At 72.5% G+C, this 22391-nt stretch carries 20 protein-coding genes; 9 read left to right on the top strand and 11 right to left on the bottom strand.

The annotated features are described in order from the left end of the window. Complete coding sequence (locus ACFUN8_RS25380; RefSeq protein WP_383641841.1) at window positions 1–3360, bottom strand: BTAD domain-containing putative transcriptional regulator; 3360 nt, start codon at window positions 3358–3360, stop codon at window positions 1–3. 151 nt (window positions 3361–3511) lie between these two features. Here ACFUN8_RS25380 and ACFUN8_RS25375 point away from each other — a divergent pair, with 151 nt between their 5' ends. After that, window positions 3512–5074: an MFS transporter gene (locus ACFUN8_RS25375; RefSeq protein ID WP_383641839.1), complete on the top strand. Its 1563-nt coding sequence runs from the start codon at window positions 3512–3514 to the stop codon at window positions 5072–5074. Window positions 5075–5219: 145 nt separating this feature from the next. Beyond that, window positions 5220–5549, top strand: a complete 330-nt coding sequence (locus ACFUN8_RS25370; RefSeq protein ID WP_383641836.1) for a hypothetical protein — start codon at window positions 5220–5222, stop codon at window positions 5547–5549. Between the two features lie 107 nt (window positions 5550–5656). Here ACFUN8_RS25370 and ACFUN8_RS25365 read toward each other — a convergent pair whose 3' ends face one another. Next, window positions 5657–6508, bottom strand: coding sequence for a helix-turn-helix transcriptional regulator (locus ACFUN8_RS25365; RefSeq protein ID WP_383641833.1), 852 nt, complete (start codon window positions 6506–6508; stop codon window positions 5657–5659). A gap of 102 nt (window positions 6509–6610) precedes the next feature. On the opposite strand from ACFUN8_RS25365, the gene ACFUN8_RS25360 reads away from it, so the two are divergent. Beyond that, window positions 6611–7318, top strand: coding sequence for an SDR family NAD(P)-dependent oxidoreductase (locus tag ACFUN8_RS25360; RefSeq protein ID WP_383641830.1), 708 nt, complete (start codon window positions 6611–6613; stop codon window positions 7316–7318). A gap of 134 nt (window positions 7319–7452) precedes the next feature. Here the strand turns inward: ACFUN8_RS25360 and ACFUN8_RS25355 are convergent, their stop codons facing one another. From ACFUN8_RS25355 to ACFUN8_RS25345, 3 genes are read right to left on the bottom strand one after another with little or no spacing between them, the layout of a single operon-like run. Beyond that, window positions 7453–7989 (bottom strand): SMI1/KNR4 family protein, encoded by a 537-nt coding sequence (locus ACFUN8_RS25355; protein ID WP_383641828.1) that lies wholly within the window; start codon window positions 7987–7989, stop codon window positions 7453–7455. A 10-nt stretch (window positions 7990–7999) separates the two neighbouring features. Continuing rightward, window positions 8000–9052 (bottom strand): GlxA family transcriptional regulator, encoded by a 1053-nt coding sequence (locus ACFUN8_RS25350; protein WP_383641873.1) that lies wholly within the window; start codon window positions 9050–9052, stop codon window positions 8000–8002. Beyond that, the gene (locus ACFUN8_RS25345; protein WP_383641870.1) at window positions 9049–9696 is read right to left on the bottom strand and encodes an HD domain-containing protein; all 648 of its coding nucleotides are present in this window, start codon (window positions 9694–9696) and stop codon (window positions 9049–9051) included. Before ACFUN8_RS25345 ends, ACFUN8_RS25350 begins: the two co-directional genes overlap by 4 nt. Before the next feature lie 301 nt (window positions 9697–9997). On the opposite strand from ACFUN8_RS25345, the gene ACFUN8_RS25340 reads away from it, so the two are divergent. Genes ACFUN8_RS25340 through ACFUN8_RS25330 form a run of 3 tightly spaced genes read left to right on the top strand, consistent with a single transcriptional unit; the run spans window position 9998 to window position 12725 of the window. Then, window positions 9998–10351, top strand: coding sequence for a YciI family protein (locus ACFUN8_RS25340; RefSeq protein WP_383641825.1), 354 nt, complete (start codon window positions 9998–10000; stop codon window positions 10349–10351). Beyond that, window positions 10351–11706, top strand: a complete 1356-nt coding sequence (locus ACFUN8_RS25335) for an RNA polymerase sigma factor (RefSeq protein ID WP_383641822.1) — start codon at window positions 10351–10353, stop codon at window positions 11704–11706. Before ACFUN8_RS25340 ends, ACFUN8_RS25335 begins: the two co-directional genes overlap by 1 nt. A 41-nt stretch (window positions 11707–11747) precedes the next feature. Next, window positions 11748–12725 (top strand): SDR family NAD(P)-dependent oxidoreductase, encoded by a 978-nt coding sequence (locus ACFUN8_RS25330; protein WP_383641819.1) that lies wholly within the window; start codon window positions 11748–11750, stop codon window positions 12723–12725. A 122-nt stretch (window positions 12726–12847) separates the two neighbouring features. On the opposite strand, the gene ACFUN8_RS25325 is transcribed toward ACFUN8_RS25330, so the two are convergent. Continuing rightward, window positions 12848–13423, bottom strand: coding sequence for a histidine phosphatase family protein (locus ACFUN8_RS25325; RefSeq protein ID WP_383641816.1), 576 nt, complete (start codon window positions 13421–13423; stop codon window positions 12848–12850). A gap of 31 nt (window positions 13424–13454) precedes the next feature. Beyond that, window positions 13455–13898: a GNAT family N-acetyltransferase gene (locus tag ACFUN8_RS25320; RefSeq protein ID WP_383641813.1), complete on the bottom strand. Its 444-nt coding sequence runs from the start codon at window positions 13896–13898 to the stop codon at window positions 13455–13457. 214 nt (window positions 13899–14112) lie between these two features. Between ACFUN8_RS25320 and ACFUN8_RS25315 the strand changes: the two genes are divergently transcribed. Further along, window positions 14113–15261, top strand: a complete 1149-nt coding sequence (locus tag ACFUN8_RS25315; RefSeq protein WP_383641810.1) for an ABC transporter substrate-binding protein — start codon at window positions 14113–14115, stop codon at window positions 15259–15261. Here the strand turns inward: ACFUN8_RS25315 and ACFUN8_RS25310 are convergent. Continuing rightward, window positions 15170–16705, bottom strand: a complete 1536-nt coding sequence (locus tag ACFUN8_RS25310) for a PLP-dependent aminotransferase family protein (protein WP_383641807.1) — start codon at window positions 16703–16705, stop codon at window positions 15170–15172. The genes ACFUN8_RS25315 and ACFUN8_RS25310 overlap by 92 nt on opposite strands. On the opposite strand from ACFUN8_RS25310, the gene ACFUN8_RS25305 reads away from it, so the two are divergent. Continuing rightward, window positions 16704–17600: a DMT family transporter gene (locus ACFUN8_RS25305; protein WP_383641804.1), complete on the top strand. Its 897-nt coding sequence runs from the start codon at window positions 16704–16706 to the stop codon at window positions 17598–17600. The genes ACFUN8_RS25310 and ACFUN8_RS25305 overlap by 2 nt on opposite strands. Before the next feature lie 15 nt (window positions 17601–17615). Here the strand turns inward: ACFUN8_RS25305 and ACFUN8_RS25300 are convergent, their stop codons facing one another. Then, window positions 17616–18893: a glycoside hydrolase family 10 protein gene (locus ACFUN8_RS25300; protein WP_383641801.1), complete on the bottom strand. Its 1278-nt coding sequence runs from the start codon at window positions 18891–18893 to the stop codon at window positions 17616–17618. Between the two features lie 158 nt (window positions 18894–19051). Here ACFUN8_RS25300 and ACFUN8_RS25295 point away from each other — a divergent pair, with 158 nt between their 5' ends. Beyond that, entirely contained in the window at window positions 19052–19912 is an 861-nt protein-coding gene (locus ACFUN8_RS25295; protein ID WP_383641798.1) for a 3-hydroxybutyryl-CoA dehydrogenase, read from the top strand. 27 nt (window positions 19913–19939) lie between these two features. Here the strand turns inward: ACFUN8_RS25295 and ACFUN8_RS25290 are convergent, their stop codons facing one another. Together ACFUN8_RS25290 and ACFUN8_RS25285 are read right to left on the bottom strand one after the other, a co-directional pair. Then, on the bottom strand, window positions 19940–20479 hold the full coding sequence (locus ACFUN8_RS25290) for an NUDIX hydrolase (protein ID WP_383641795.1): 540 nt from the start codon (window positions 20477–20479) through the stop codon (window positions 19940–19942). A 51-nt stretch (window positions 20480–20530) separates the two neighbouring features. Then, complete coding sequence (locus ACFUN8_RS25285; protein ID WP_383641792.1) at window positions 20531–21868, bottom strand: transcriptional regulator; 1338 nt, start codon at window positions 21866–21868, stop codon at window positions 20531–20533. Window positions 21869–22391: the final 523 nt, after the last annotated feature.

The following is a 22391-nucleotide window of genomic DNA, read 5'->3' as shown; positions in this document are numbered from 1 at the left end:
CTACTTCGCGGACGCGCCCTCGGCCGGCTCCGGTGGGAGACGGGGCAGGCGGTCCGGGTACGCGTCCGCGTCCGTCGCGGCGCCGCGTGCGAACTCGGTGTCGAACGCCGACCGGCCCAGATCCTTCGTCGCCCGTGCCGTGACGCGGGCGACGTCGTCCTGTTCGCCCTCCGGCAGCGGTGTACCGACGGAGTGCCGGGCCTTCGACGCGGCGCCCAGCAGTCGCGCGGCCTGATCGGCGCGGCCCGCCAGTGCCTGCGCGCCGGCCAGGCCCTCCAGGGCCAGCGCCAGTGAGCGGGCGTCGCCGGCGGCCCGGGCGGCGGACAGGCCGTCGTGCTGGAGCCCGAGGGCGGTGGTCACCTCGCCCCGCAGCTCGGCGACGAAGCCCAGTTCGGCGAGGATCAGCGCGGGAAGTCCCGGCTCGTAGCCCATCTGCCGGTGCACGTCGAGCACGTTGCGCAGATGGGTCTCCGCGGTGTCCAGGGCGCCCTCCCGGCGGGCCCCCATCCCCAGCCCGATCTCGGCGTACTGTTCGCCGAACTTGTCCGACTGCTCGACCGCCAACCGCCTGGCCCGCTCGTGGAACTCACGGGCCCGCGGGTAGTCGCGGGTCAGCATCGCGATGCGGCCCAGGCCCGAAAGCTGGAAGGACACCTCGGGCCACAGCCCGAGGTCCTCGGCCATGCGCAGGCCCTCGCGGTGCAGTCGCGCCGCGAGTTCGTAGTCGCCCATCACCTCGGCCAGCTTCTGCAGGGGCACCATGGCCTGCAACTGGCCCCACTGGTCGCCCAGTTCGCGGAACAACTCCAGGCTCCGCCCACCGTGGCGCCGCAGTGTTCCGAACTCCCCCCGCAGTTTGGCGTGGAACGCCCGGCTGGCGAGTGCCGCGGCCGTGCCCCACCCGTCGCCGAGTGAGCGGAACGTCGCGAGCGCGGACTCGATCAGCGCGCGGCTCGGGGCCGGATCGCCGATGCCGTAGAGGTTGGAGGCCAGGAACCAGCGCGCGCGGGCCTGGCCGAGCGGGTCGTCGATCGTCTCGTACGGCCGGAGGGCGGCCCGGTACTCCGTGACGGGGTCCGCGCTGCCGCCGAGCAGCAGGCTCACGCCGCCCAGCCACGCGGTGGCCTTCGCGACCAGGGCGGCGCGGGCGGGGGCCGCGGAGGCGGAGGCGGGGGCTGCGGAGGCGGAGGCGGGGGCTGCGGAGGCTGTCGACAGGGCCAGGGTGAGGGAGCGCCGGGCCTCGTTGTTACGCCCCCGCAGGTACCAGTACCAGGTCAGGGCGTTCACCAGGCGCAGCGCGCACTCGGCGTCCCCGGCCTGTACGGCGCTGTCCAGGGCGGCGCGCATGTTCGCGTTCTCGGCGTCGAGACGGCGCAGCCACCGGCGTTGCTCGTGACCGCGCAGATGCGGCTCGGCACGCTCGGCCAGCTCCAGGTAGTAGGCGCGGTGCCCGCGTCGTAGGGCCGCCGACTCACCGGATTCGGCGAGCCGTTCGGCGGCGTACGCGGCGACCGACTCCAGCATCCGGTAACGGGGGCCTTCCGTGCCGCCCGCGCCGTCGTCGTTCATGACCAGCAGCGAGCTGTCCACCAGCCGGGCCAGCAGGTCGAGAACCTCCGCGCCGTCCACGCCGTCCCCGGCGCAGAGCCGTTCCGCCGCGGCGAGCGAGCAGCCGTCGGTGTGCGCGGCCAGGCGCCGCAGTACCGCCCGCTCCTGGTCACCGAGCAGTTCCCAGCCCCAGTCGATCACCGCCCGCAGTGTGCGCTGCCGGGCCGGGGCACCGCGCGAGCCCACCGCCAGCAGACGGAAGCGGTCGTCCAGCCGGGCGGCCAACTCGGCCACCCCCAGGGCTCGTACGCGGGTGGCGGCCATCTCCAGCGCCAGCGGAATGCCGTCCAGGCGTCGGCAGATCGACACGACCGCGTCGAGGGTGCTGGGATCGAGGACGAAGCGCGGCGTCGCGGCCGTGGCCCGCGCCACGAAGAGTTCCACCGCGCTGAACCGGCTCGCGTCCGCCGTACTCAGGCCCGCCGCCGACTCCGGCCGCCGCAGCGGAGGCACCTCCTCCAGCCACTCCCCGGTGATGCCGAGCGGCACCTGACTGGTGGCCAGGACGCGGAGGGCCGGGGCCGCCTTCAGCAGATGCTCGGCCAACTCAGCGGCGGGCGCGGCGACATGCTCGCAGTTGTCGAGGATCAGCAGCGTCGGCCGGTCGCTCAGCGCGTGCGCGACGCGGGCGGCCGACGACAGCGGCACACCCTTGGGCCGCACGGTGTCGTCCCGGACCCCGATCACCGCGCCGACCAGCTCATTCACCTCGACCCACCGGTCGGCCCCGGCCTCGGCCCGAGGGCCGGTGGGCGCCGGTTCGAGCGCCGCCAGCTCCACCAGGTGGACGCCGCCGGGGAACGCCGCACCGAGCCGGGCGGCGGTCGCCAGCGCGAGCTGCGTCTTGCCTACGCCGCCGGGCCCGGTGAGCGTCACCAGCCGGTGGGCGCCGAGCAACCGGCTCACCTCGTCGACGGCCTCGCCACGGCCGATCAGTTCGGTCAGCGGGGCCGGTACGTTGCTGGGCGGGCGGGCCGCGGAGGTGACGGGCGACGGCACGGCGGTCAGCATCGGGTCCTGCACGAGGATCGACCGGTGCAGCGCGGTGAGCGCGGGGCCGGGGTCCACCCCCAACTCCTCGGCCAGCCGGGTGCGCAGCTCCGTGTAGCCGCGGAGCGCCGCGTCCTGGCGGCCCGACAGATACAGCGCCCGCACATGCGCGGCACGCATCCGTTCACGGAGCGGATGCAGACTTACCAGGTCGGTCAACTCGTCGGCGACCAGGGCGTGTTCGCCGAGTTCGAGGCGTGCCTCGGCCTGTTCCTCGACAGCGGTGAGCCACTGCTCCTCCAGCCGGGCCCCGGCGGTGCGCGCGAACTCCTCGTCGGCGAAGTCCGCGTACGCGGGGCCGCGCCGGACGGCCAGCGCCTCCGCCAGCAGCGCGGCCCGGGCCCGGGGCTCGGCGACCTCCCGCGCGCGGTCGAGCAACCGCTGGAAGTGGTCGGCGTCGACCGCGCCGGGGTCGGCGAGCAGCTCGTACCCCGGCGGGCGGGAGACGACCAGCGACCGTCCGCCCGGCTCGGCGTCCTCCAGCGCCCGCCGCAGCTGCCACACCTTCGTCTGGAGCGCGCCCGGCGGATTGTTCGGGGGCTTCGGGCCCCACAGGTCGTCGACGAGCCGGTCCGCGGAGACGGGGCGGCCCCGGTGCACCAGGAGGTGCGCCAGCAGGGCGCGGACCTTCGGCTCGGGGATCCTGACCGCCGCCCCGTCCGCCGTCCACACCCCGAGCGGACCCAGCACCCCAAAACGCATGTGATCAGGCTATCCGACGGCACCAACTCCCCCACGGCGGCGAACGATCGGGGACCGAGAGCGGATCGAGAGAACGCCGGGAGAGCGTCGGGAGCGGCGCGGCGCACCGTACGGCATGGCTCCCCAACTCCGGGGAGAAGGAAGGAAATCCATGTCATCGAACGCCCCCGAGACCGCCCCTGTCCGAAAGGCCGGGTCCCGGGAATGGGTGGGTCTGGCCGTACTGGCCCTGCCCACCCTGCTGATCTCCCTCGACCAGAGCGTGCTGTATCTGGCCCTGCCCCACCTCGCCGAGGGGCTGCGGCCCAGCGGCACCCAGACGCTGTGGATCATGGACGTCTACGGCTTCCTGATCGCCGGCTTCCTCATCACCATGGGCACACTCGGGGACCGGATCGGCCGCCGCAAGCTGTTGATGATCGGCGCGACGGCCGTCGGCGTCACCTCGGTCGCCGCCGCCTACGCCACCAGCGCGGAGGCCCTGATCGTCACCCGGGGCCTGCTCGGCGTCGCCGCCGCGACACTCATGCCGTCCACCCTCGCCCTCATCGGCAACATGTTCCACGACCCCTACCAGCGGGGCCGCGCCATCGCGGTGTGGGCCGGCTGTTTCATGGGCGGCACCGCGCTCGGCCCGGTGATCGGCGGCGTGCTGCTGGAGTACTTCTGGTGGGGCTCGGTGTTCCTGCTCGGCGTGCCCGTCATGGTGCTGCTCCTGATCGTCGCGCCCTTCCTGCTGCCGGAGTACAAGGACGCGAACGCTGGCAGAATCGACCTCCCCAGCGTCGTGCTGTCACTGGTGTCGATCCTGTCGGTCATCTACGGCCTGAAGGAACTCGCGCGCTACGGCTTCGAGACGGCGCCACTGGTCACGATCGCCGGTGGCCTGGCCGTCGGCGCGGTGTTCGTGTCCCGGCAGAACAAGCTGGCCGATCCCCTGCTGGACCTGAGGCTGTTCAAGGTCGGCGCGTTCAGCGCGGCGCTGCTGATCCTGACGGTGTCGATGCTCGGTACCGGTGGCGGCTACCTGTTCATCACCGGGTTTCTCCAGATGGTCGAGGGCCTCTCGCCGATGGAGGCGGGTCTGTTGATGGTGCCCGCGGCCGTCGCGTCGGTCGTCGCGGCGCAGGTGGCGCCGGTCCTCGCCAAGCGGCACCCGCTCGGCGTCGTGGTCGGCGTGGCCCTGCTCATCGGCATGGCGGGCTATCTGATGCTCGTCCTCGTCGACCCGGTCGGCGGGATTCCGCTGCTGGTGGCCGGCTTCGTGATCGTGTTCGTCGGCGTCGGGACCTTCGGATCGCTCGGCACCAATCTGGTCATCGGGTCCGTCCCGCCGGAACGGGCCGGCTCGGCGGCGGCGCTCTCCTCCATCAGCGGCGACCTGGGCAACGCCCTGGGTATCGCCACACTGGGCAGCCTCGGTACCGCCGTCTACCGCGAATCGATCGTGGTGCCCGACGGCACCCCGTCGGCCGTGGCCGACGCCGCCGAGGGCAGCATGGAGGACGCCGTCACGGCCGCGCGGGACCTGCCGTCCGAGCCCGCGGAGGGCCTGCTGGCAGCCGCCGGGGAGGCGTACACGAGCGGGCTGAACACGATCGGTGCCGCCTGCGCCGTCATCGCCGCGATCAGCGCGACGATCGCGCTCACCATGCTGCGCGGCAGCCGTGGGGCCGTACCGTCCGACGACAAGGCGGCAACCGCGCGGACCTAGGGTCACGGCGGTGGAGCGCGGGGCCGACGGACCACGTGGTTTCATTTCGAGGCCGACGCGGACGGACACCGACCGGTGCGAAGGCACGGTTGGCACAGATCGGCTCCACCGGGCTTGCCACGTGGGCACGTTGGAGGCGGGGACATTGACGACCCATCACGCGGTCGAGGGGCTGGCGAGCAATCCCGCGGCGCCCGTCGGCGTGCTGCTGCGGCTGCTGGCGCTGGACGACCGGTGGATCACGCAACGGATCTCGTGGCGCGAGAAGCTGCCCGACGAGGTGGCCGAGGCCATGCTCACCCATCCCGACCGCCGGGTGCGCCGCACCATCGCCGAGAGCTGGACCGTCGACCCCGAGCTGCGCGCACGGCTTCTCGACGGCCCGGCATCGGACGCGCTCGCGGTGGCGTGCGGACCGATGCCGTACCGGATCGCGGTGCCGCCGCTGCTGGACAGGGCGGGTGTGCCGGGGTGAGTCCGGGCTGCCGGCGGTGCGGTCAGTCCATCGGTCGGTGGCAGCTCCCGCGTCGACAGGTCGGGGTGGGACGTTCCGTCGCAGGGGTCGGCCCTGCCCCACCCGCGTCACCCCACGAGCGTCTGGGTGCCGAGCACCATCAGCAGGGCGAGGCGTTCGGCGTCCTCGGTGCCGGGCTCGGCCGTGTAGATCATGACGCGCAGATCGCTCGTCGCCACGGTCAGTACGTCGCAGTCCAGCGTCACGGCGCCCACCTGCGGATGATCGATGGTCTTGCGCGCGGCCTCGTGATGACCGACGGCGCCGGAGTCCCACAGCTCCCCGAACCGGTCGCTGTCCGCGCGCAGTTCCGCGACCAGCCGGCGCAGCCGCTGGTCGGCCGGGTAGCGGCCGACGGCAGAACGGAGGTCGGCGACCAGCGCGGTCTCGAACAGCCGCAGGGACTCGGGGGTGTGCCGTGCCCGGGTGCCGGGGCCGAGGAAGTGCCGCCACACGCTGTTGCGGCGGTTGCCGCGCCACCCGGACGGATCGCCCATCAACGCCGCGTACGGCGGATTGGCCGTGAGCAGCGTCAGGGACGCGTCGTACACCGCGACGGGGGTCCCGGCGAGTCGGTCGAGCATGCGCTGGACGCTCGGGGTGATGTACGTGGGTACGGTCCCCGACCCAGGCGGGGCCAGCCCGGCCAGCCGGAACAGATGCTCGCGTTCGGGTCCCGCCAGCCGCAGCGCCCTGGCCAGGGCCTCGACGACCTGGGTCGAGGGGTTGGCCGCGCGGCCCTGTTCCAGGCGGGTGACGTAGTCGACGGAGATACCGGCCAGCATGGCCAGCTCCTCACGGCGCAGTCCCGGCGCCCGGCGGTGCCCGCCGTCGGACAGCCCGGCGTCCTCCGGCGCGACCCGGTCGCGCCACCGGCGCACCGCCTGCCCGAATCCCGAGTCCGTCTCCGCCTCTCCCATGCGCCCCAGTGTGCGCTCCGGACGGCGAACCGTCCTGGTACCGGCAGTCCCAGGAAAACCGGACGGCTGGCTGACCATGCGGCCCTGTCGCAGGGTGGAGGCATGACTACCACACTGATCACCGGAGCGAACAAAGGACTCGGCTACGAGACCGCTCGCCGGCTCGTCGCCGCGGGCCACACCGTCTACGTGGGCAGCCGCGACCCGGAGCGGGGCCGCCGGGCGGCCGAGCAGCTGGGCGCGCGGCCGGTCGTCATCGACGTCACCGACGAAGCGTCCGTCACCGCCGCGGCGAAGACCGTCGAGGCGGCCGGCGGACTGGACGTACTGATCAACAACGCCGGCATCGAGGGGCGGGGACCGGGCGGGAAGGTGTACGGCGCGACGGAGGTGACCGCCGACGCGATGCGGACGTTGTTCGAGACGAACGTCTTCGGCGTGGTCCGTGTCACCCACGCGTTCCTGCCGCTGCTGGAGGCGTCGGCCGCCCCGGTCGTGGTCAACGTCAGCAGCAGCGTGGGCTCGCTGGCCCTGGTGTCCGAGACGGGCACGCCGCAGTCCGCGTATCCGGCCGTCGCCTATCCGACGTCCAAGACGGCGGTCAACATGATCACGGTGAAGTTCGCGAAGGCGTTCCCGCACTTCAGGGTCAACGCGGTGGAGCCGGGCTACACGGCGACGGACCTGAACGGGAACACGGGCACGCAGACGGTCGAGGAGGGCGCGGAGATCATCGTCAGGATGGCGCAGGTGGGCCCCGACGGCCCGACGGGCGGCTTCTTCGACGTGTCGGGCCCGCAGCCCTGGTAGCCCGGGCTCCTGGGCGACGTCCGAGACGGACAGCGGCGGGCAGCGGCGGGCAGCGGCGGGCAGCGGCGGGCAGCGGCGGCGGAGCGGGACACGCTCGCCGCCGGATCGCCGGAACGTCAGCCCCTACGCGCACGTCAGGGTCGAGCAGTGGCCGCCGGGTCGCCGGAGGCGACGAGCCCCTCGACGAATGACCGGAAGTCCGTCGCGAGGGCGAGTTCCGTCTCCTCGTCCGCGTCGAACCAGGTGACCGACGGCTCGCCCCGCGGACCGCACTCCCGGTAGTCGAGCCCGATCCACCAGTGGCCCTCGCCCGCGATGAGCACGATCGGCGACGGCAGTTCCCACTCCGCCACGAGATACGGGGTGTCGAGCAGGCACAGCGGAGCGACGGACGCGGTCCTGTCGGCCGGGCCGGCCGTAGCGGTCGTGGGGAGGCGTCCGATGCCCATCAACTCGGTGAACAGCTCGCCTGTCGGCAGCGCGTTCCACGCGGGCGCCACCGCTCCCCCGTCGCGCACACGCAGCAGGTCGAGCAGGGTCACGGGGAGCGTGACGCCGAGTACGCGCTCCGCCTCCGCCACCAACTCGCCGGTGAGGGGCGGCCGTTCGCCGTCCTGATCTCCACCGCTGTTGTCCCAGAACGCCGCTCTGACCTCGTCGTATCGCGCCACGGCCGGGATCCTACGCCCCGCCGACGGACGCGGCGGGCGCGGTGGGCGCGGTGGGCGCGGTGGGCGCGACGGGCGTCGTCGTACGGAATCGGGCCCGGTAGGCGGTCGGGGCGATACCGAAGGCGTGCTGGAAGACGCGGCGCATCGTCTCGGACGAGCCGAAGCCGGCCGCCTCCGCCACCGTGTCCACGGAGTCGTCGCCCGATTCGAGGAGTGCCTGGGCGGCTTCCAGCCGTACGGATTCCAGATACTGGCCGGGCGTCCTTCCGGTCTCGCTCCGGAAGAGTCTGCTGAGGTGGCGCGCGCTGACCCCGGCACCGCCCGCCAGGGAGTCCAGGCTGTGCGGGGCGGCGGGGTCGGCGCCGACGGCGTCCATCACCCTCCGTACCACCGGGTGCTTCGCCGTACGCGGCGCCAGACGTGCGCTGAACTGCGACTGCCCGCCGGGGCGGGCCATGAAGACCACCAGCTCGCGTGCGACGTCGCGTGCCACGTCGGCGCCGTGGTCGTCCTCGACCAGGGAGAGCGCGAGGTCGATACCGGCGGTGACGCCGGCGGACGTGACGACATCGCCGTCCCGCACGAACACCGGGTCCGGCTCGACGCGCACCCGTGGGTACGCGGAGGCGAGCTGCGCCGCCAGCCGCCAGTGCGTCGCCGCGCGCCGACCGTCCAGCGCGCCCGTCTCCGCCAGGACGAACGCGCCGGCGCACACCGACGTGATCCGCCGTGAGCGCTCCAGCAGTTCGCCGACGAGCGCGATGAGCCGCCGGTCGGCGACCGCCCGCCGCCAGTCGCTCCGGCCGGGCACCACGAGCGTGTGCAGCCGGGCGGGCAGCGTCCGCGGCCCGCCGTCCACACCGATACGCAGTCCCGACGACGTCGTCACGTCCGCGCCGTCCGGGGACACGATCCGTACGTCGTACCGCGCTCCGAACATCCCGGCCGTGGTGAACACCTCCGCCGGGCCCGTCACATCGAGGAGCTGCACCCCGTCGAAGGCGACCACGGCCACCACGGCGGGGCCGGGGGCGGGCCCGGCGGCGGGCCCGGCGGCGGTCATTCGGGCCACGGGGAGTCCAGGATCGTACGCACAAAGTCGCCGCGCTCGAAGCCGGGTACGTAGTGGGCGAGCACATCGGCCTTGACGTTGCCGAACGTGGTCTCCGGCTTGTGCCGGACGCCGTCCGTGAACGCGCCGAGAATGCGCTGCTTGAAGCCGGGACGCGGGTGCAGCGCGACGATGTCGGCCCGGTCGGCCTCGCCGATGTCGTGGTAGCCGATACCGAGGACGTCGTACTCGACGCCCGCCGTCACCAGCGCCACCTCCGGCTCCATGAACTCGGGCACGCCCGGGGTCGTGTGCAGGGCGATGGCGGTCCACACGCGCCGGACGCTGTCCTCCGGCACGTGGTGCGCCTGCAGGAAGCGGCGTGCCTCGTCGGCGCTGTCCACCTCGAAGCGCCGCCCGCTGTCGTGGAAGGGCTCCCCCAGGCCCAGATCGTGGAACATGGCCCCGATGTAGAGGAGTTCGGGATCGAAGCCGAGGTCCCGGTTGCGTCCCTGGAGGCTGCCGAAGAAGTAGACGCGGCGCGAGTGGTCGTAGATCAGCTCGCTCACGGTGTCGCGTACGAGTTCGGTCGCCGCCCGCGCGAGCTTGGTGTCCGGCACGGGCACTCCCGCCGGTACGGAGAGGTCGTCGGCCATCGTCATCACCTGGTCCTTCCGGTTGCTGGTCCCTTCCAGTCTCCTGAGCCACCGACCGGTGTGCCATGTCCACAGGGCCGTATGACCCACAGATACGGACAGGCATGCCGCCGTACGGTGGATTCCGGGCGCGCTGCCGCACTGGGGGTTGTGTCCGTTGTTCCGAGAAGTGGGGCTGAGAAATATCGGTCCGGTTCTCCTCGGCGTGTCGATCCGGGCCGGTGCCGTTCGTATGGACGGTGAGAGGCCGGCCGGACGGTGAAGAGGCCGGCACGGCACCCACACCGAGGAGGAACCAGAAATGAAGCAGTATCTGCTCAGCGTGATCCAGCCCGTCGGGGAGCCCCCCGCCCCCGAGGAACTGGCCGGGATCACCCGCGATCTCGAAGCCTTCCACGAGGAGCTGAAGGCCGCCGACGCCTGGGTCTTCGCCGGTGGGCTGCACTCGCCGAGCACCGCCACCGTCGTACGGGCGGAGGGCGGTGACGTGCTCGTGACGGACGGGCCGTACACCGAGAGCAAGGAGTACCTCGGCGGAATCTGTATCGTCCGGGCGCCCGATCTGGACGCGGCGCTCGAATGGGGCGCCAAGGCCGCGCGGGCGACGACGCTTCCCATCGAGGTGCGGCCGTTCTTCGGCGAGACCGACAGCTGATGTCCGACTCCTCGGACGAGTCCTCGGACGGCCGCTCCGACGGTTTCCCGGACGGCCGCCCCGGCGATTCCTCCGACGGTCTCCTGGACGAACCCCCGCCCGCGCCGGCGACGGACGCGCTCTCCCGGTCCGAGATCGGACGCGTCTTCCGTACGGAGTACGGCCGGGCGGTGTCCGTCCTGGTCCGCGTCTTCGGCGACATCGACATCGCCGAGGAGGCGGTCCAGGACGCGTTCACCACGGCTGTCCAGCGCTGGCCCGCCGCCGGACTCCCACCGAGCCCGGCCGGCTGGATCATCACCACGGCGCGCAACAAGGCCCTCGACCGGCTCCGCAGGGAAGCCTCCCGTGCCGACCGCCACGCGCAGGCCGCGCTCCTGTACGCCCCCGCCGAACCGGCCGAGGAGGGCCCCGTGCGCGACGACCGGCTCCGGTTGATCTTCACCTGCTGCCATCCCGCGCTCGCCCCCGCGGCCCGCGTCGCCCTGACCCTGCGGCTGCTGGGCGGGCTCACCACCGCCGAGATCGCCCGTGCCTTCCTGGTGCCCGAACCGACCATGGCGCAGCGGCTCGTACGCGCCAAGGGCAAGATCCGCGATGCCGGGATCCCGTACCGGATCCCGCGCGACGCCGACCTGCCCGACCGCCTCAAGGCGGTCCTGTCCGTCGTCTATCTGATCTTCAACGAGGGCTATACGGCCAGCTCGGGCGACCGGCTCGTACGTGACGACCTCTGTAAGGAGGCGATCCGCCTCGGCCGGCTGCTGGTCGACCTGATGCCCGACGAGCCGGAGGCCAGGGGCCTGCTCGCGCTGATGCTGCTCGTGGAGTCGCGCCGGGCCGCCCGCACCACCGCCGACGGCGGCCTCGTCCTCCTCGCCGACCAGGACCGCGGCCGCTGGGACCGCGACCTCGTCGCCGAGGGCCAGGCCCTGGTACGGCAGTGTCTGCGGCGTGACCGGCCGGGCCCGTACCAGATCCAGGCGGCGGTCAACGCCGTGCACAGCGACGCGCCGACCGCCGCGGCCACGGACTGGCGGCAGATCCGCCGGCTGTACGACCAGCTCCTCGCCCTCGCTCCGGGCCCGGTCGTCGCGCTCAACCGCGCGGTCGCCGTGGCCGAGGTCGACGGCCCGGACGTGGCCCTGGCCCTCGTGGACGGTCTCGCCGCGGAGCTGGACGGCTACCACGCGTTCCACGCCGTCCGCGCCGATCTGCTCGGGCGCCTCGGCCTTCGTACGGAAGCGGCCGCGGCGTACGAGGCGGCCGCCGCCCGGACGGAGAACGCCGCCGAGCGCGGCTTCCTGCGGGGCCGGGCCGACGAGCACCGGGGTGGTCCGGCGCGCCCGAGGTGAGCGCTTGACTTCGAGGACACTCCAATACGTACCGTCGAAGCATGACTACTCCTCAGCACAAGATCGGTTCAGGTTTCGGCGCGCGAAGCACCGCCGAGGAGGTTCTGCGGGGCGTGGACCTCGGCGGCAAGCTCGCGGTCGTCACCGGCGGCTACTCGGGTCTGGGGCTGGAGACGACGCGCGCGCTGGCTCGCGCGGGCGCCCACGTCGTGGTGCCGGCCAGGCGGCCCGCCGTCGCCGAGGAAGCCGTCGCGGGGATCGAGGGAGCGGCGGGAAAGGTCGAGGTGGACGAGTTGGACCTCGGTGACCTGGACAGCGTCCGCGCCTTCGCCGAGAAGTTCCTGGCCTCCGGACGCTCCATCGACATCATGATCGACAACGCCGCGATCATGGCGTGCCCCGAGACCCGCGTCGGACCGGGCTGGGAGGCGCAGTTCGCGACGAACCACCTCGGCCACTACGCGCTCGTCAACCGTCTCTGGCCCGCGATCGAGCGTGGCGGCGCCCGCGTCGTCTCCGTCTCCTCGGCCGGACACCGCGGCTCCCCCATCCGCTGGGACGACGTGCGGTTCGAGCGGGGTTACGACAAGTGGCAGGCGTACGGTCAGGCGAAGACCGCCAACGCGCTGTTCGCCGTGCACCTCGACGCGCTCGGCAAGGACGCCGGTGTCCGGGCCTTCTCGGTGCACCCGGGTGGCATCCTCACACCGCTCCAGCGTCACCTTCCCAAGGAGGAGATGGTGGCCTTCGGGTGGATCGACGAGGAGGGCAACCCGCTCAACACGTCGTTCAAGACGCCCGAGCAGGGCGCGGCCACCCAGGTGTGGGCGGCGACCTCGGACCGGCTCGCGGGCGCGGGCGGCGTGTACTGCGAGGACTGCGACATCGCCGAACCCGCCGACGAGGCCGACTTCAAGGGCGGCGTACGCACGTACGCGACGGACCCCGAGCAGGCGGCGCGGCTCTGGAAGCTCTCCGCCGAACTCACGGGCGTGGACGCGTTCGCGACGGCCGGCTGAGCGGGTCGGCCGAGCAGCCGGCCGGGCAGCCCTGAGCGGTGCCGACGACTGCGATCATGTGTCCGATCACCTTGGTCATCACGGCAGTCTCCACGCCGCCACCTGACGGAATCGGGAGCCGATCAGAGGCGGGCGTCGAGGCGGAGGCTCCAGCGGCCGGGGCTGCCCATGAGGGTGACCGTGGACAGCGGGCGGACGTCCACGTTCCAGAAGGCCGGGGCCGGGGCGTGCAGGGCGTAGACGAGCGCCGCCCTGATGACCGCCGGTTCGGCCACGGCGACGATGGCGCCGATGTCGTCGGCCGGTCGCGTGTCCAGCCAGCCCCCTATCCGGGAGATGAACGCCAGCAGCGGCTCGCCGCCGTGCGGGGCGGACCGCGGGTCGGCGAGCCAGGCGTCCACGGCGGCGGGTTCACGGGCGGCGACGTCCGCGAAGGTGCAGCCGCGCCAGCGGCCCATGTCGCAGTCCCGGAGGGCCGGCTGGACGAGGGGCGCGTAGCCGAGTGCCTCCCCGGTCGCGCGGCTGCGCGCGGTGGGCGAGCAGTAGCGCAGATCGGCGGCGGCCAGCGGCACGAGGGCGTGCGCGACAAGCTGCACCTCGTGCCAGCCGGCCTGGTCGAGGGGACGGTCGTCGTCGAAACGCTCGGCAAGTGGGGCTGAGCTGCGCGCGGCGGCGACCAACGTGACCCGAACACTCATGCCGGGATCGTGAGCCCGAAAGCCGCACAGGTCAAGAGGGGGACTGAAGGTCCAGACTCATCCACATCAGGGGGTTTTCGAGCGACTTGAACCCCACCTTCTCGTAGACGCCGTGGGCGTCCTCCGTGGCCAGCATCATGCGGCGCAGCCCCAGCGGGGCGAGGTGGTCGCGTGCGGCGGCGACCAGTTCGGTGCCGAGTCCCTTGCCGCGGGCGACGGGGTCGACGTACACGTCGCAGAGCCAGGCGAAGGTGGCGTGGTCCGTGACGACGCGGGCGTAGGCGACCTGTTCGCCCGAAGCGGTGTCGTAGACGCCGAAGTTGAGCGATCCGGCGATCGCCCTGTCCTGGACGTCGCGGCCCCGGCCGAGCGCCCAGTACGCGTCGGTGGACAGCCAGCGGTGGATCCGCTCCGCGTCGAGGCGTGCGGGGTCGGTCGAGATGTCGTACGCGGCGGAGGTCGTCGTCTCGGTCATGGCGGAAGGGTGCCAGGTGGCGGGCCCGTTGTCAGTGGCGGGTGCCACCATCGAGACGTCGACCCGAGGTCCGTCCGATCGCAGCGTCCGATCCCACCGACGGGTCGCACACGCACATGTCGAGACGCACACGTCGCACACGCACACGCACACGCATATTCGGTTGCCCGCCGGTGATCGTGGTGGATGCAATGTCCGGCATGGACGCCGACGCATGAACACACCGCCACCGCCCTCACTCTCGCCCTCGCCCTCGTCTCCCCGCTCGTCACCCGAGGCGGAGCCGGCCGACGGATCCCCCGTCCGGATCGGCGCCCTCGTTCCGCTGACCCGGCCCGGCTGGGTGGAGGCGGGCCGCCATCTGCTCGCCGGGCTCGAGTTGGCCGTCTCCGAGGTCAACGAGGCCGGGGGAATCGCCGGACGACCGCTTGAGCTGGTGGTCCGGGACACCGCGGCCGATCCGGCGAAGGCCGTGGCGGCCGTGGACGAACTGGCCCGGCTGGGCGTGACCGCCCTGGCGGGCGAGTATCACAGCGTCGTCGCGCGCGCCGTCGCCACCAGGGCCGACGCCCTCGGCCTGCCGTTCCTCTGCTCGTCCGCGGTGCTCGACGCGCTCACCGAACAGCCCACGGACTGGGTGGCGCGCCTGCCCCCGCCGCAGTCGCACGGCTGGCAGATCTACGCGGACTTCCTCCTGGGCGCGGGCCACCGCCGTATCGCCCTGGCCGTCGCGCCGAGTGTCTACTGGGCGGCCGGCACCCGCGTCCTGCGCGACTGTCTCGCCGCACGCGGCGGCACCGTCGTCGAACTCGACATGAGCGCGCTCGACCCCACGGCCGTGTGCGACGCACTCGTCGGCAGCCGCGCGACAGCCCTTCTCCTTCTGGTCGGCAGCCCGGAGCCGGCCGTGCCGATCGTCGCGTCCGTCCGCCGTGACCCGCGCCTCGCCGAGATCCTGATCGGTGCTCCGGCCGGGCAACCGGAGTTCGCCGAATGGGCGGCGTCGCTGGGCGACGACGGCACGGCGATCCCGTTCCTGCGCTATCTGCCGGCCCGCCTCACGCCACTCGGTGTACGGGTCGAGGCGGCCCTCCGCGAGGGGCTGGCCGAAGCGCCATCCTTCGTCGCCTTCGAGGGCTACGACACGATCGCCGTCCTGGCCGACGTGCTGCGTTCGGGGGGCGTCGACCGGGCTCGCGTCGCCGAAACCTGGTCGCGCGTCGCGGTCGAAGGCACCCGTGGGCAGATCCAGTTCTCCCGTACGCCGGGCATCAGTGTGTGGCAGTGGGCGTGGACACCGGTCCAGGTCGTGGACCGGGATCCGGCGGCGCCGGGTCGCTTTCGGATTCTGCACGCCGGCTGAGTACGCGCCCGCCGAGCACCTCGTCGCAGGCAGTACGCAGCCGTCGCACGCCGTCGGCGATCTCCTGCGGTCCCGCGACGGCCGCGAAGCCCAGCCGCAGATGGCCGGCGGAGGGTTCGGCGCAGAAGTAGGGACGGCCGGGGGTGACGGCGACGCCCGCGCGCAACGCGGCGGAGACCAGGGCCTGTTCGTCGGTGCCGTCGGGCAGACGCAGCCAGAGGTGGTAGCCGCCGGGCGGGATGTGGGGGAGGGCCAGTTCGGGGAGGTGCCGGCGGACGACGGTGGTCATGGCGACTCTGCGGTCCCTCAACTCCCTTGAGATGAACCGTAGATGCCGGTTCCAGGCGGGTGAGCCGACCAGTTCGAGAGCCGCCTCCTGGAGGGGGCGGGCGACGAAGAAGCAGTCGACGACGTGGATGGCGCGGAGCCGTTCGAGCACGGGGCCCCGGGCGGCCAGAACTCCCACGCGGAGGCTGGGTGAGGTCGCCTTGGTGAGGGAGCAGACATGGACGACGACGCCGTCGGGGTCGTCGGCGGCGAGGGGGCCGGGCAGCGGGCCGGCGTCCTCGTGGATGAGGCGGCGTACGAAGTCGTCCTCCACGACGAAGGCGCCTGCCTCGCGTGCGATGCGCAGCACCTCGGGCCGGCGCGCCGCGGAGAGGATCGCTCCGGTGGGGTTCTGGATGAGGGGCTGGCAGACGAAGACCCGGGCGCCGGTGGCGTGGAAGGCGGCGGCGAGGAGTTCGGGGCGTACGCCGTCGGGGTCCACGGGTACGGGGACGGGCCGCAGTCCGGCGGCGCGTGCGATGGCGAGCATGCCCGGATAGGTGGGTGATTCCACGAGGACGGGCGCGCCGGGCGGGGCGAGTGCGCGCAGCGCGGTGGTGAGGGCGCTCTGGCCGCCGGAGGTGACGAGTACGTCGGCGGCCGTCCAGGTGTCGCCGATGTCGCGGGCGAACCATTCGCGGAGTTCGGGCAGTCCGTCGGTGGGCGGGCGGCTCCACGCGCCGGGGCGGCGGCCGGCGCGGGCGAGGGCGGCGGCCATGGCCTGTTCGGGCTGGAGCGAGGAGTGGAGGTAGCCGCCGTTGAACTCGATCACGCCGGGCGGCGGGGCGGCGAGGGTGGCCAGTACGGCGGAGGAGTCGACGCTGCGCGGGACGAGTTCGGTGGCGGCGTCGGCGCTGAGGGCGACCTCCTGCCAAGAGGTGTCCCCGGCCCGCGGTGCGCCGGGCCTCGCGTGGGCGCGGAAGGCTCCGGCGCCGGGGCGGGTGACGACCAGGCCCTCGGCGGAGAGCTGGGCCAGTGCCCGGGAGACGGTGACCGGGGAGACCCGGTGGCGTTCGACCAGCTCTCTGCTGGACGGCAGCTTTCCACCAGGTGAGTAGCGATTCAGCTCCACTCGTAGAGATTTCACCAACTCGGCCACGCTGCTACGCTCTTGCATGACAGCACAGGATAGCGCTACTCGTACGGCCCCGGTAGCGGTCACCGGCGGCACCCTCCTCGCGGGAGCGGGCGTCCTCGCCTTCTCGCTCACCTTCCCGGCGACGGTCTGGGGGCTGGAGAGCTTCGGGCCCTGGTCCCTGGTCGCGATACGCGGCGTGCTCGCCGCGCTGATCGCGGGCGGCTTCCTGCTGGCGCTGCGCGTGCCGCTCCCGGAGCGCCGGCACTGGGGCGCGTTCGCGGTGGTGGCCTCCGGTGTGGTGCTGGGCTTCCCGATGCTGACGACGCTGGCGCTCCGGACGTCGACCACGGCGCACGCCGCCGTCGTGGTGGGGCTGCTGCCGCTGAGCACCGCCGCGTTCTCGGCGCTCCGTACCGGTAGGCGCCCGTCCCGTACGTTCTGGGGCGCCGCCGTCGCGGGCGCGGCGGTGGTGATCGCCTTCACCCTCCAGCAGAGCGGTGGGGCCGTCTCGACCGGTGATCTGTATCTGTTCGGCGCGCTGCTCGTGTGCGCGGCCGGTTACACGGAGGGCGGCAGGCTGGCGCGGCTGATGCCGGGCTGGCATGCGATCGGCTGGGCCCTGGTGGCGTGTCTGCCGCTCAATCTGGTGGTCTCGGCCGTCGCCCTGTCCTTCGAGCCGGTGCGTCTGACGGCTCAGGGCGTGACCGGCCTGGTGTGGGTGGCGGCGGGGTCGACCTTCTTCGGTCTCTACGTCTGGTACCGGGGCATGGCCGCCATCGGCGTCGAGAAGGCCAGTCAGCTTCAGCTCGCGCAGCCGCTGCTGACGCTGGTCTGGTCGGTGCTGCTGCTCGGGGAGGAGTTGGCGACGGCCGCGCCGCTGGCGGCCGTCGCCGTACTGCTGTGCATCGCGGTCACCCAACGGGCCCGCGCCTGAGCAGTGCCGAGGGGGTCAGCCCTGGCGAGGCGGCCGGACCCGCGACTTGTAGTGGTCGGCCACCGCCTTGGCGAACGCGCCGTTCTTGTCGTTCACGCACTCCAGCGCGGAGAAGTAGCAGTGCCCCCGCACCTCCGGGTACTTCTTCGCGAAGGCCAGATGCCGGGAGACCTCGGCCACGTCCTGCCAGGGCGCGGGCTGGGCGGGGTCGCCGGCCTTGTAGAGGGCCTCGCCGATGTAGAGGTCGACGCCCGTCCCCTTCACCACCGCGCTCCACCAGGGCACGAGCTTCGCGTAGTCGGCCGCGGCGAAGCCGATGTTCCAGTAGACCTGTGGGGTGATGTAGTCGATCCAGCCCTCCTTGACCCACTTCCGGGTGTCGGCGTAGAGGTCGTCGTAGGTCTGGACGCCGGCCTTGGTGTCGGAGCCGGTCGGGTCGGTGGCGATGTTGCGCCACACGCCGAACGGGCTGATGCCGAAGGCGACATGCTTCTTGATCTGCTTGATCCGCTCCGCCGTCTCGCGCACCAGCCGGTCGGTGTTGTCGCGCCGCCAGGACGCCTTGTCGGGGAAGCCGCCGCCGTACCGCTCGTACTGCGCGTCGTCGTCGAAGACCTGACCGGCGACCGGGTAGGGATAGAAGTAGTCGTCCCAGTGCACGGCGTCGATGTCGTAGCGCCGTACGGCGTCGAGCATGGCGTCCTGGACGAACTTCCTGACCTCGGGGATGCCCGGGTTGTAGTAGAGCTTTCCGCCGTACGGCAGGATCCAGTCCGGGTGCTTGCGCGCCGGGTGGCTCGGGATGAGCCGGGAGGGGTCCGTGTGATTGGCCACGCGGTACGGGTTGAACCAGGCGTGCAGCTCCAGACCCCGCTTGTGCGCCTCCTTCACGGCCGTACCCAGCGGGTCCCAGCCCGGATCCTTGCCCTGTACGCCGGTCAGACACTCGGCCCACGGCTCGAACGGCGAGGGCCACAGCGCGTCGGCGGTCGGCCGGACCTGGAAGATGACCGCGTTCAGCTTCCGGTCGACGGCGGTGTCCAGGAACTTCAGCAGTTCCGCGCGCTGTTGGTCGACGGGCAGGCCGGGCTTCGACGGCCAGTCGCGGTTCACGACCGTGGCGAGCCACATCCCGCGCAGCTCACTGCGCGCGCTGTGACGGCCACCGGACCCGGCGGCGCCCTCCGCGCCCGCCGCCGCTCCGGTGGTGGCGACGGCGTCGCCCGCCATCGCGAGTGACGTGAGCGCACCCGTCGTGACCGCCACGAACCCTCTTCTACCGATTTGCCGCATTTACTGACCCCTCGTCGGTTATCTCGGACTGACGTTGCCGCACAGCATGCCCGCCCCGGCCCGCCGTGCACACACCTGCGCGGAGTAACGTCGGGGGCCGAAGCGGGCACCGGAATCACACGGGGCCCCGCAGGACAGGGACCAGCGAAAGGCACGATGTGACCGACATCGAACGCGTCGGAGTGGTGGGCTGCGGCCAGATGGGCGCAGGCATCGCGGAGGTGTGCGCCCGCAGCGGCCTCGCAGTGATGGTCGCCGAGACCACCGGCGAGGCTCTGGAGATAGGGCGTACCCGCCTCTTCAACTCCCTCTCGAAGGCCGCCGAACGCGGCAAGATCACCGAGGAGGAGCGCGACGCGACGCTCGACCGGCTCAGCTTCACCACCGACCTCGGGGAGTTCGCCGACCGCGATCTGGTGATCGAGGCCGTCGTCGAGAACGAGCAGGTCAAGACCGAGATCTTCCAGGTCCTCGATCAGGTCGTGACGCGCATCGACGCGATCCTGTCGTCCAACACCTCCTCCATCCCCCTGGTCAAGCTGGCCGTCGCGACGTCCCGGCCCGACCAGGTCATCGGCATCCACTTCTTCAACCCGGCACCGGTCCAGCAGCTCGTCGAGCTGATCCCGGCGCTGACGACGTCCGACGACACGGTCAAGCGCGCCGAAGCCGTCGTCCGGGACGTGCTGGGCAAGCACGCGATCCGCGCCCAGGACCGGTCCGGTTTCGTGGTGAACGCCCTTCTCATTCCTTATCTGCTGTCGGCGATCCGGATGTTCGAGTCCGGCATCGCGAGCCGTGAGGACATCGACAACGGCATGGAGATGGGCTGCGCCCACCCGATGGGCCCGCTCAAGCTCGCCGATCTGATCGGCCTGGACACCGTGGCCTCGGTCGCCGATTCGATGTACGCGGAGTACAAGGAACCCCTGTACGCGGCTCCCCCGCTGCTCCAGCGCATGGTGGACGCGGGGCGTCTCGGCCGTAAGACGGGCTCGGGCTTCTACCCCTACGGCTGAGCCGGCGGCCCCGGACCGCCGGCCCGGCTACCCGCCGCCGCCCAGGCGCAGGTGATGGAGCATCAGCAGTCCGGCCGCCATGTTGGCGGCCGGCACCTCGCCGCGCGCGATCATGTCGGGCACGAGCTTGAGCGGTATCCACTCCCGGCGTGAGGACTCGAAGTCGTCCGCCGGGTAGCCGGTGTAGGTGGCCGCGTCCGACCAGTAGAGATGGTGGCGGGCGTCGGTCAGCCCGTTGGACGGCTCGACGGTGAGCAGATGCCGGAGGCGGCCGGGGCGCCACCCGGTCTCCTCCTCCATCTCCCGCGCCGCCGCCGTCTCGACGGACTCGCCGTCCTCGACGACTCCCGCGGCGAGTTCCCAGCCCCAGCTGTCGGTGATGAAGCGGTGCCTGAAGAGCATCAGCACCTCGTTGGCCTCGTTGACCGCCGTCGCCACGGCGACCGGACGGAGCCGGATGAGGAAGTGGTCCAGATGCCGGCCGTCGGGGAGTTCGACGTCCGCCAGATTCACCTGGAACCAGGGATTCTCATACACAGTCTGTTCGCTTAAGTTCGCCCACTGCACGGTTTTGCCACCTTCCGATCGGGAGTTGGCAATATGGCAGCAGGCGTCTCCTCACAGGGGAACGCGCAGGGCCCGTGCGATGAATCCGGCCGCTTCCGTCGCGTCCGCGCTGCCGCTCTCCAGCAGCCCCAGCCGCACCACACCCATCCGGTCCCTGAGCCGCAGCGACTCCATCCCCCGGGCGCGCTCGGCCATCTCCCGCGCGGTACGGGCCGCCCGGTCCGGCTCACCCTGTCGCAGCTCGATCTGGCTGAGCATCGCGAGCCGGTGCACCCGCCCCCGGTCGTGCGCCGGGGCGCCCACCGCCTCGGCGGCGTGCGTCCGCGCGGCGCCCAGCTCGCCGAGGCTGAGCAGCGCCTCGGCCACCTGCACGTTCACCAGGCCCGGCTCGACGTACCCGGTCTCGTCCGGCTCCTCGCCGGGTCTGATCCGCCCCGCCTCGGCCTCCGCCCGTCCGATGCACACCCGCGCCGCGCGCCCGTCGCCGAGCAGCGCGTACGACTTGGCCTGCATCGCGTACAGATCGGCCGCCAGCGCCGGGGTGATCGCCCGGCCCGCCGTGCGCAGCGCCGCCTCGGCGAAGGCCACGGCCTGCCGGTACTCCCCCATGAACAGCGACTGGTTGACGAGCAGCGCGATGGCGTACGCCCCAAGTCCGGTGTCCCCGCTGGCCTTCGCCAGCCGGAGCGCCTGGTGGAAGTAGCGCTGGGCGAGCCCCTGCGCGTCGGAGTCGTACGCGCAGATCCCGGCCACCGCCACCAACCCGCCGGTGGCCCGGTGCAGTTGGCGGCCCGTCGCGTCGCTGTAGCCGCCGCGCAGCAGGGGCGCCGTCTCGGCGTTGAGAAAGCCCACGATCCGCGCGTGGGTGGCGAGACCGCCCGCCCTGCGGTACATCAGCTCGTAGTGCGCCCTGGCCGTCCGCAGCAGTTCGATGTCCGCCGGGCCGACGCGGCTGTGGCCGCTGCGCGAGACGTCCGCGTCCTCCGGCGGGTTCTCCCACTCCCACACCGGCATCACCGCATACGTACCCGTCACGGCGGGCGCCGCCACGACATGGCCGCGCTGCTGCTGGTCGGAGCGCCACAGCGCGGTGGCCCGCTCCACGAAGACCGAGAGGGTGGCGTCGCGTCGCGGTGCGTCGGGGGTCGCACCGAGGCCGATGTCGTCGAGCGTGAGAGTGCGGCCCAGCCGTTCGCCCAGCACCTGACAGATCAGCTCGGGCACCTGGCCGCGCGGCCGCTGGCCCCTCAACCACCGCAGCACAGACGTGTGTTCGTACCGAAGGCCCAGTCCGCGCGACTGTCCGGCCCTGTTGACCCGGGCGGCGAACCCGGCGTGGGACATGCGCGCCTCGTCGATCAGCGAATCCAGCAGGGTGTTGGGCTGCATGTGGCCCTCCGGAGGCTCGGCAGCCACAGCGTAATGGAGCGGGACATCGCACGGGGTGTGAACGTAATGCCCGGATCGGGCCGTTGTGCGCCCTGCCGGGCCCGGCCCGGTGGCTGTTGACTTGGTCGTCTCGCAAGGAGCGGCCGGGCCGCCGCACTCCCCCTCGTGCGGTACGGCGGCCCACCTGGCGCCGTCCGTCCCGCCTACCTGCCCGACACTCCGCGGCGGGGCGGACGGCGCGCCGGCCGCGTAGACGTTGCGAGGCGGATACGGCGCAGTGTTCGTCCCCCCGGCCTGCGCCGGTATCCGCGCAGGTCCCGCCGTCGACGTGGCGGTCACGACCCCGCCCGGATCGGTCAGTTGTACGCCCTGTCGCGCCTGGGCCGCGGACCAGCAGCGACTGACGACCACGCAAGGGCCCCCCGTACCCGAAGGGCTACGGGAGAAGCAGGCGTCCGGAACGCCGGGCGCCCGGCGGGGGCTGCCGGACACGGCCGAGGGGCGTCGCCGGTTTCAGGTCCGG

The sequence above is a fragment of the Streptomyces sp. NPDC057307 genome, assembly GCF_042667665.1.
Classification (GTDB): Bacteria; Actinomycetota; Actinomycetes; order Streptomycetales; family Streptomycetaceae; genus Streptomyces.
This window is presented reverse-complemented; position numbering and strand designations above follow the sequence as displayed.

What these genes read in the sequence shown, in the direction of transcription:
- ACFUN8_RS25380 (WP_383641841.1), bottom strand. Translation starts at nt 3,360, where the DNA reads ATGCGTTTTGGGGTGCTGGGTCCGCTCGGGGTGTGGACGGCGGACGGG.
- ACFUN8_RS25375 (WP_383641839.1), top strand. Translation starts at nt 3,512, where the DNA reads ATGTCATCGAACGCCCCCGAGACCGCCCCTGTCCGAAAGGCCGGGTCC.
- ACFUN8_RS25365 (WP_383641833.1), bottom strand. Translation starts at nt 6,508, where the DNA reads ATGGGAGAGGCGGAGACGGACTCGGGATTCGGGCAGGCGGTGCGCCGG.
- ACFUN8_RS25360 (WP_383641830.1), top strand. Translation starts at nt 6,611, where the DNA reads ATGACTACCACACTGATCACCGGAGCGAACAAAGGACTCGGCTACGAG.
- ACFUN8_RS25350 (WP_383641873.1), bottom strand. Translation starts at nt 9,052, where the DNA reads ATGACCGCCGCCGGGCCCGCCGCCGGGCCCGCCCCCGGCCCCGCCGTG.
- ACFUN8_RS25345 (WP_383641870.1), bottom strand. Translation starts at nt 9,696, where the DNA reads ATGGCCGACGACCTCTCCGTACCGGCGGGAGTGCCCGTGCCGGACACC.
- ACFUN8_RS25340 (WP_383641825.1), top strand. Translation starts at nt 9,998, where the DNA reads ATGAAGCAGTATCTGCTCAGCGTGATCCAGCCCGTCGGGGAGCCCCCC.
- ACFUN8_RS25335 (WP_383641822.1), top strand. Translation starts at nt 10,351, where the DNA reads ATGTCCGACTCCTCGGACGAGTCCTCGGACGGCCGCTCCGACGGTTTC.
- ACFUN8_RS25330 (WP_383641819.1), top strand. Translation starts at nt 11,748, where the DNA reads ATGACTACTCCTCAGCACAAGATCGGTTCAGGTTTCGGCGCGCGAAGC.
- ACFUN8_RS25325 (WP_383641816.1), bottom strand. Translation starts at nt 13,423, where the DNA reads ATGAGTGTTCGGGTCACGTTGGTCGCCGCCGCGCGCAGCTCAGCCCCA.
- ACFUN8_RS25320 (WP_383641813.1), bottom strand. Translation starts at nt 13,898, where the DNA reads ATGACCGAGACGACGACCTCCGCCGCGTACGACATCTCGACCGACCCC.
- ACFUN8_RS25315 (WP_383641810.1), top strand. Translation starts at nt 14,113, where the DNA reads ATGAACACACCGCCACCGCCCTCACTCTCGCCCTCGCCCTCGTCTCCC.
- ACFUN8_RS25305 (WP_383641804.1), top strand. Translation starts at nt 16,704, where the DNA reads ATGACAGCACAGGATAGCGCTACTCGTACGGCCCCGGTAGCGGTCACC.
- ACFUN8_RS25310 (WP_383641807.1), bottom strand. Translation starts at nt 16,705, where the DNA reads ATGCAAGAGCGTAGCAGCGTGGCCGAGTTGGTGAAATCTCTACGAGTG.
- ACFUN8_RS25300 (WP_383641801.1), bottom strand. Translation starts at nt 18,893, where the DNA reads ATGCGGCAAATCGGTAGAAGAGGGTTCGTGGCGGTCACGACGGGTGCG.
- ACFUN8_RS25285 (WP_383641792.1), bottom strand. Translation starts at nt 21,868, where the DNA reads ATGCAGCCCAACACCCTGCTGGATTCGCTGATCGACGAGGCGCGCATG.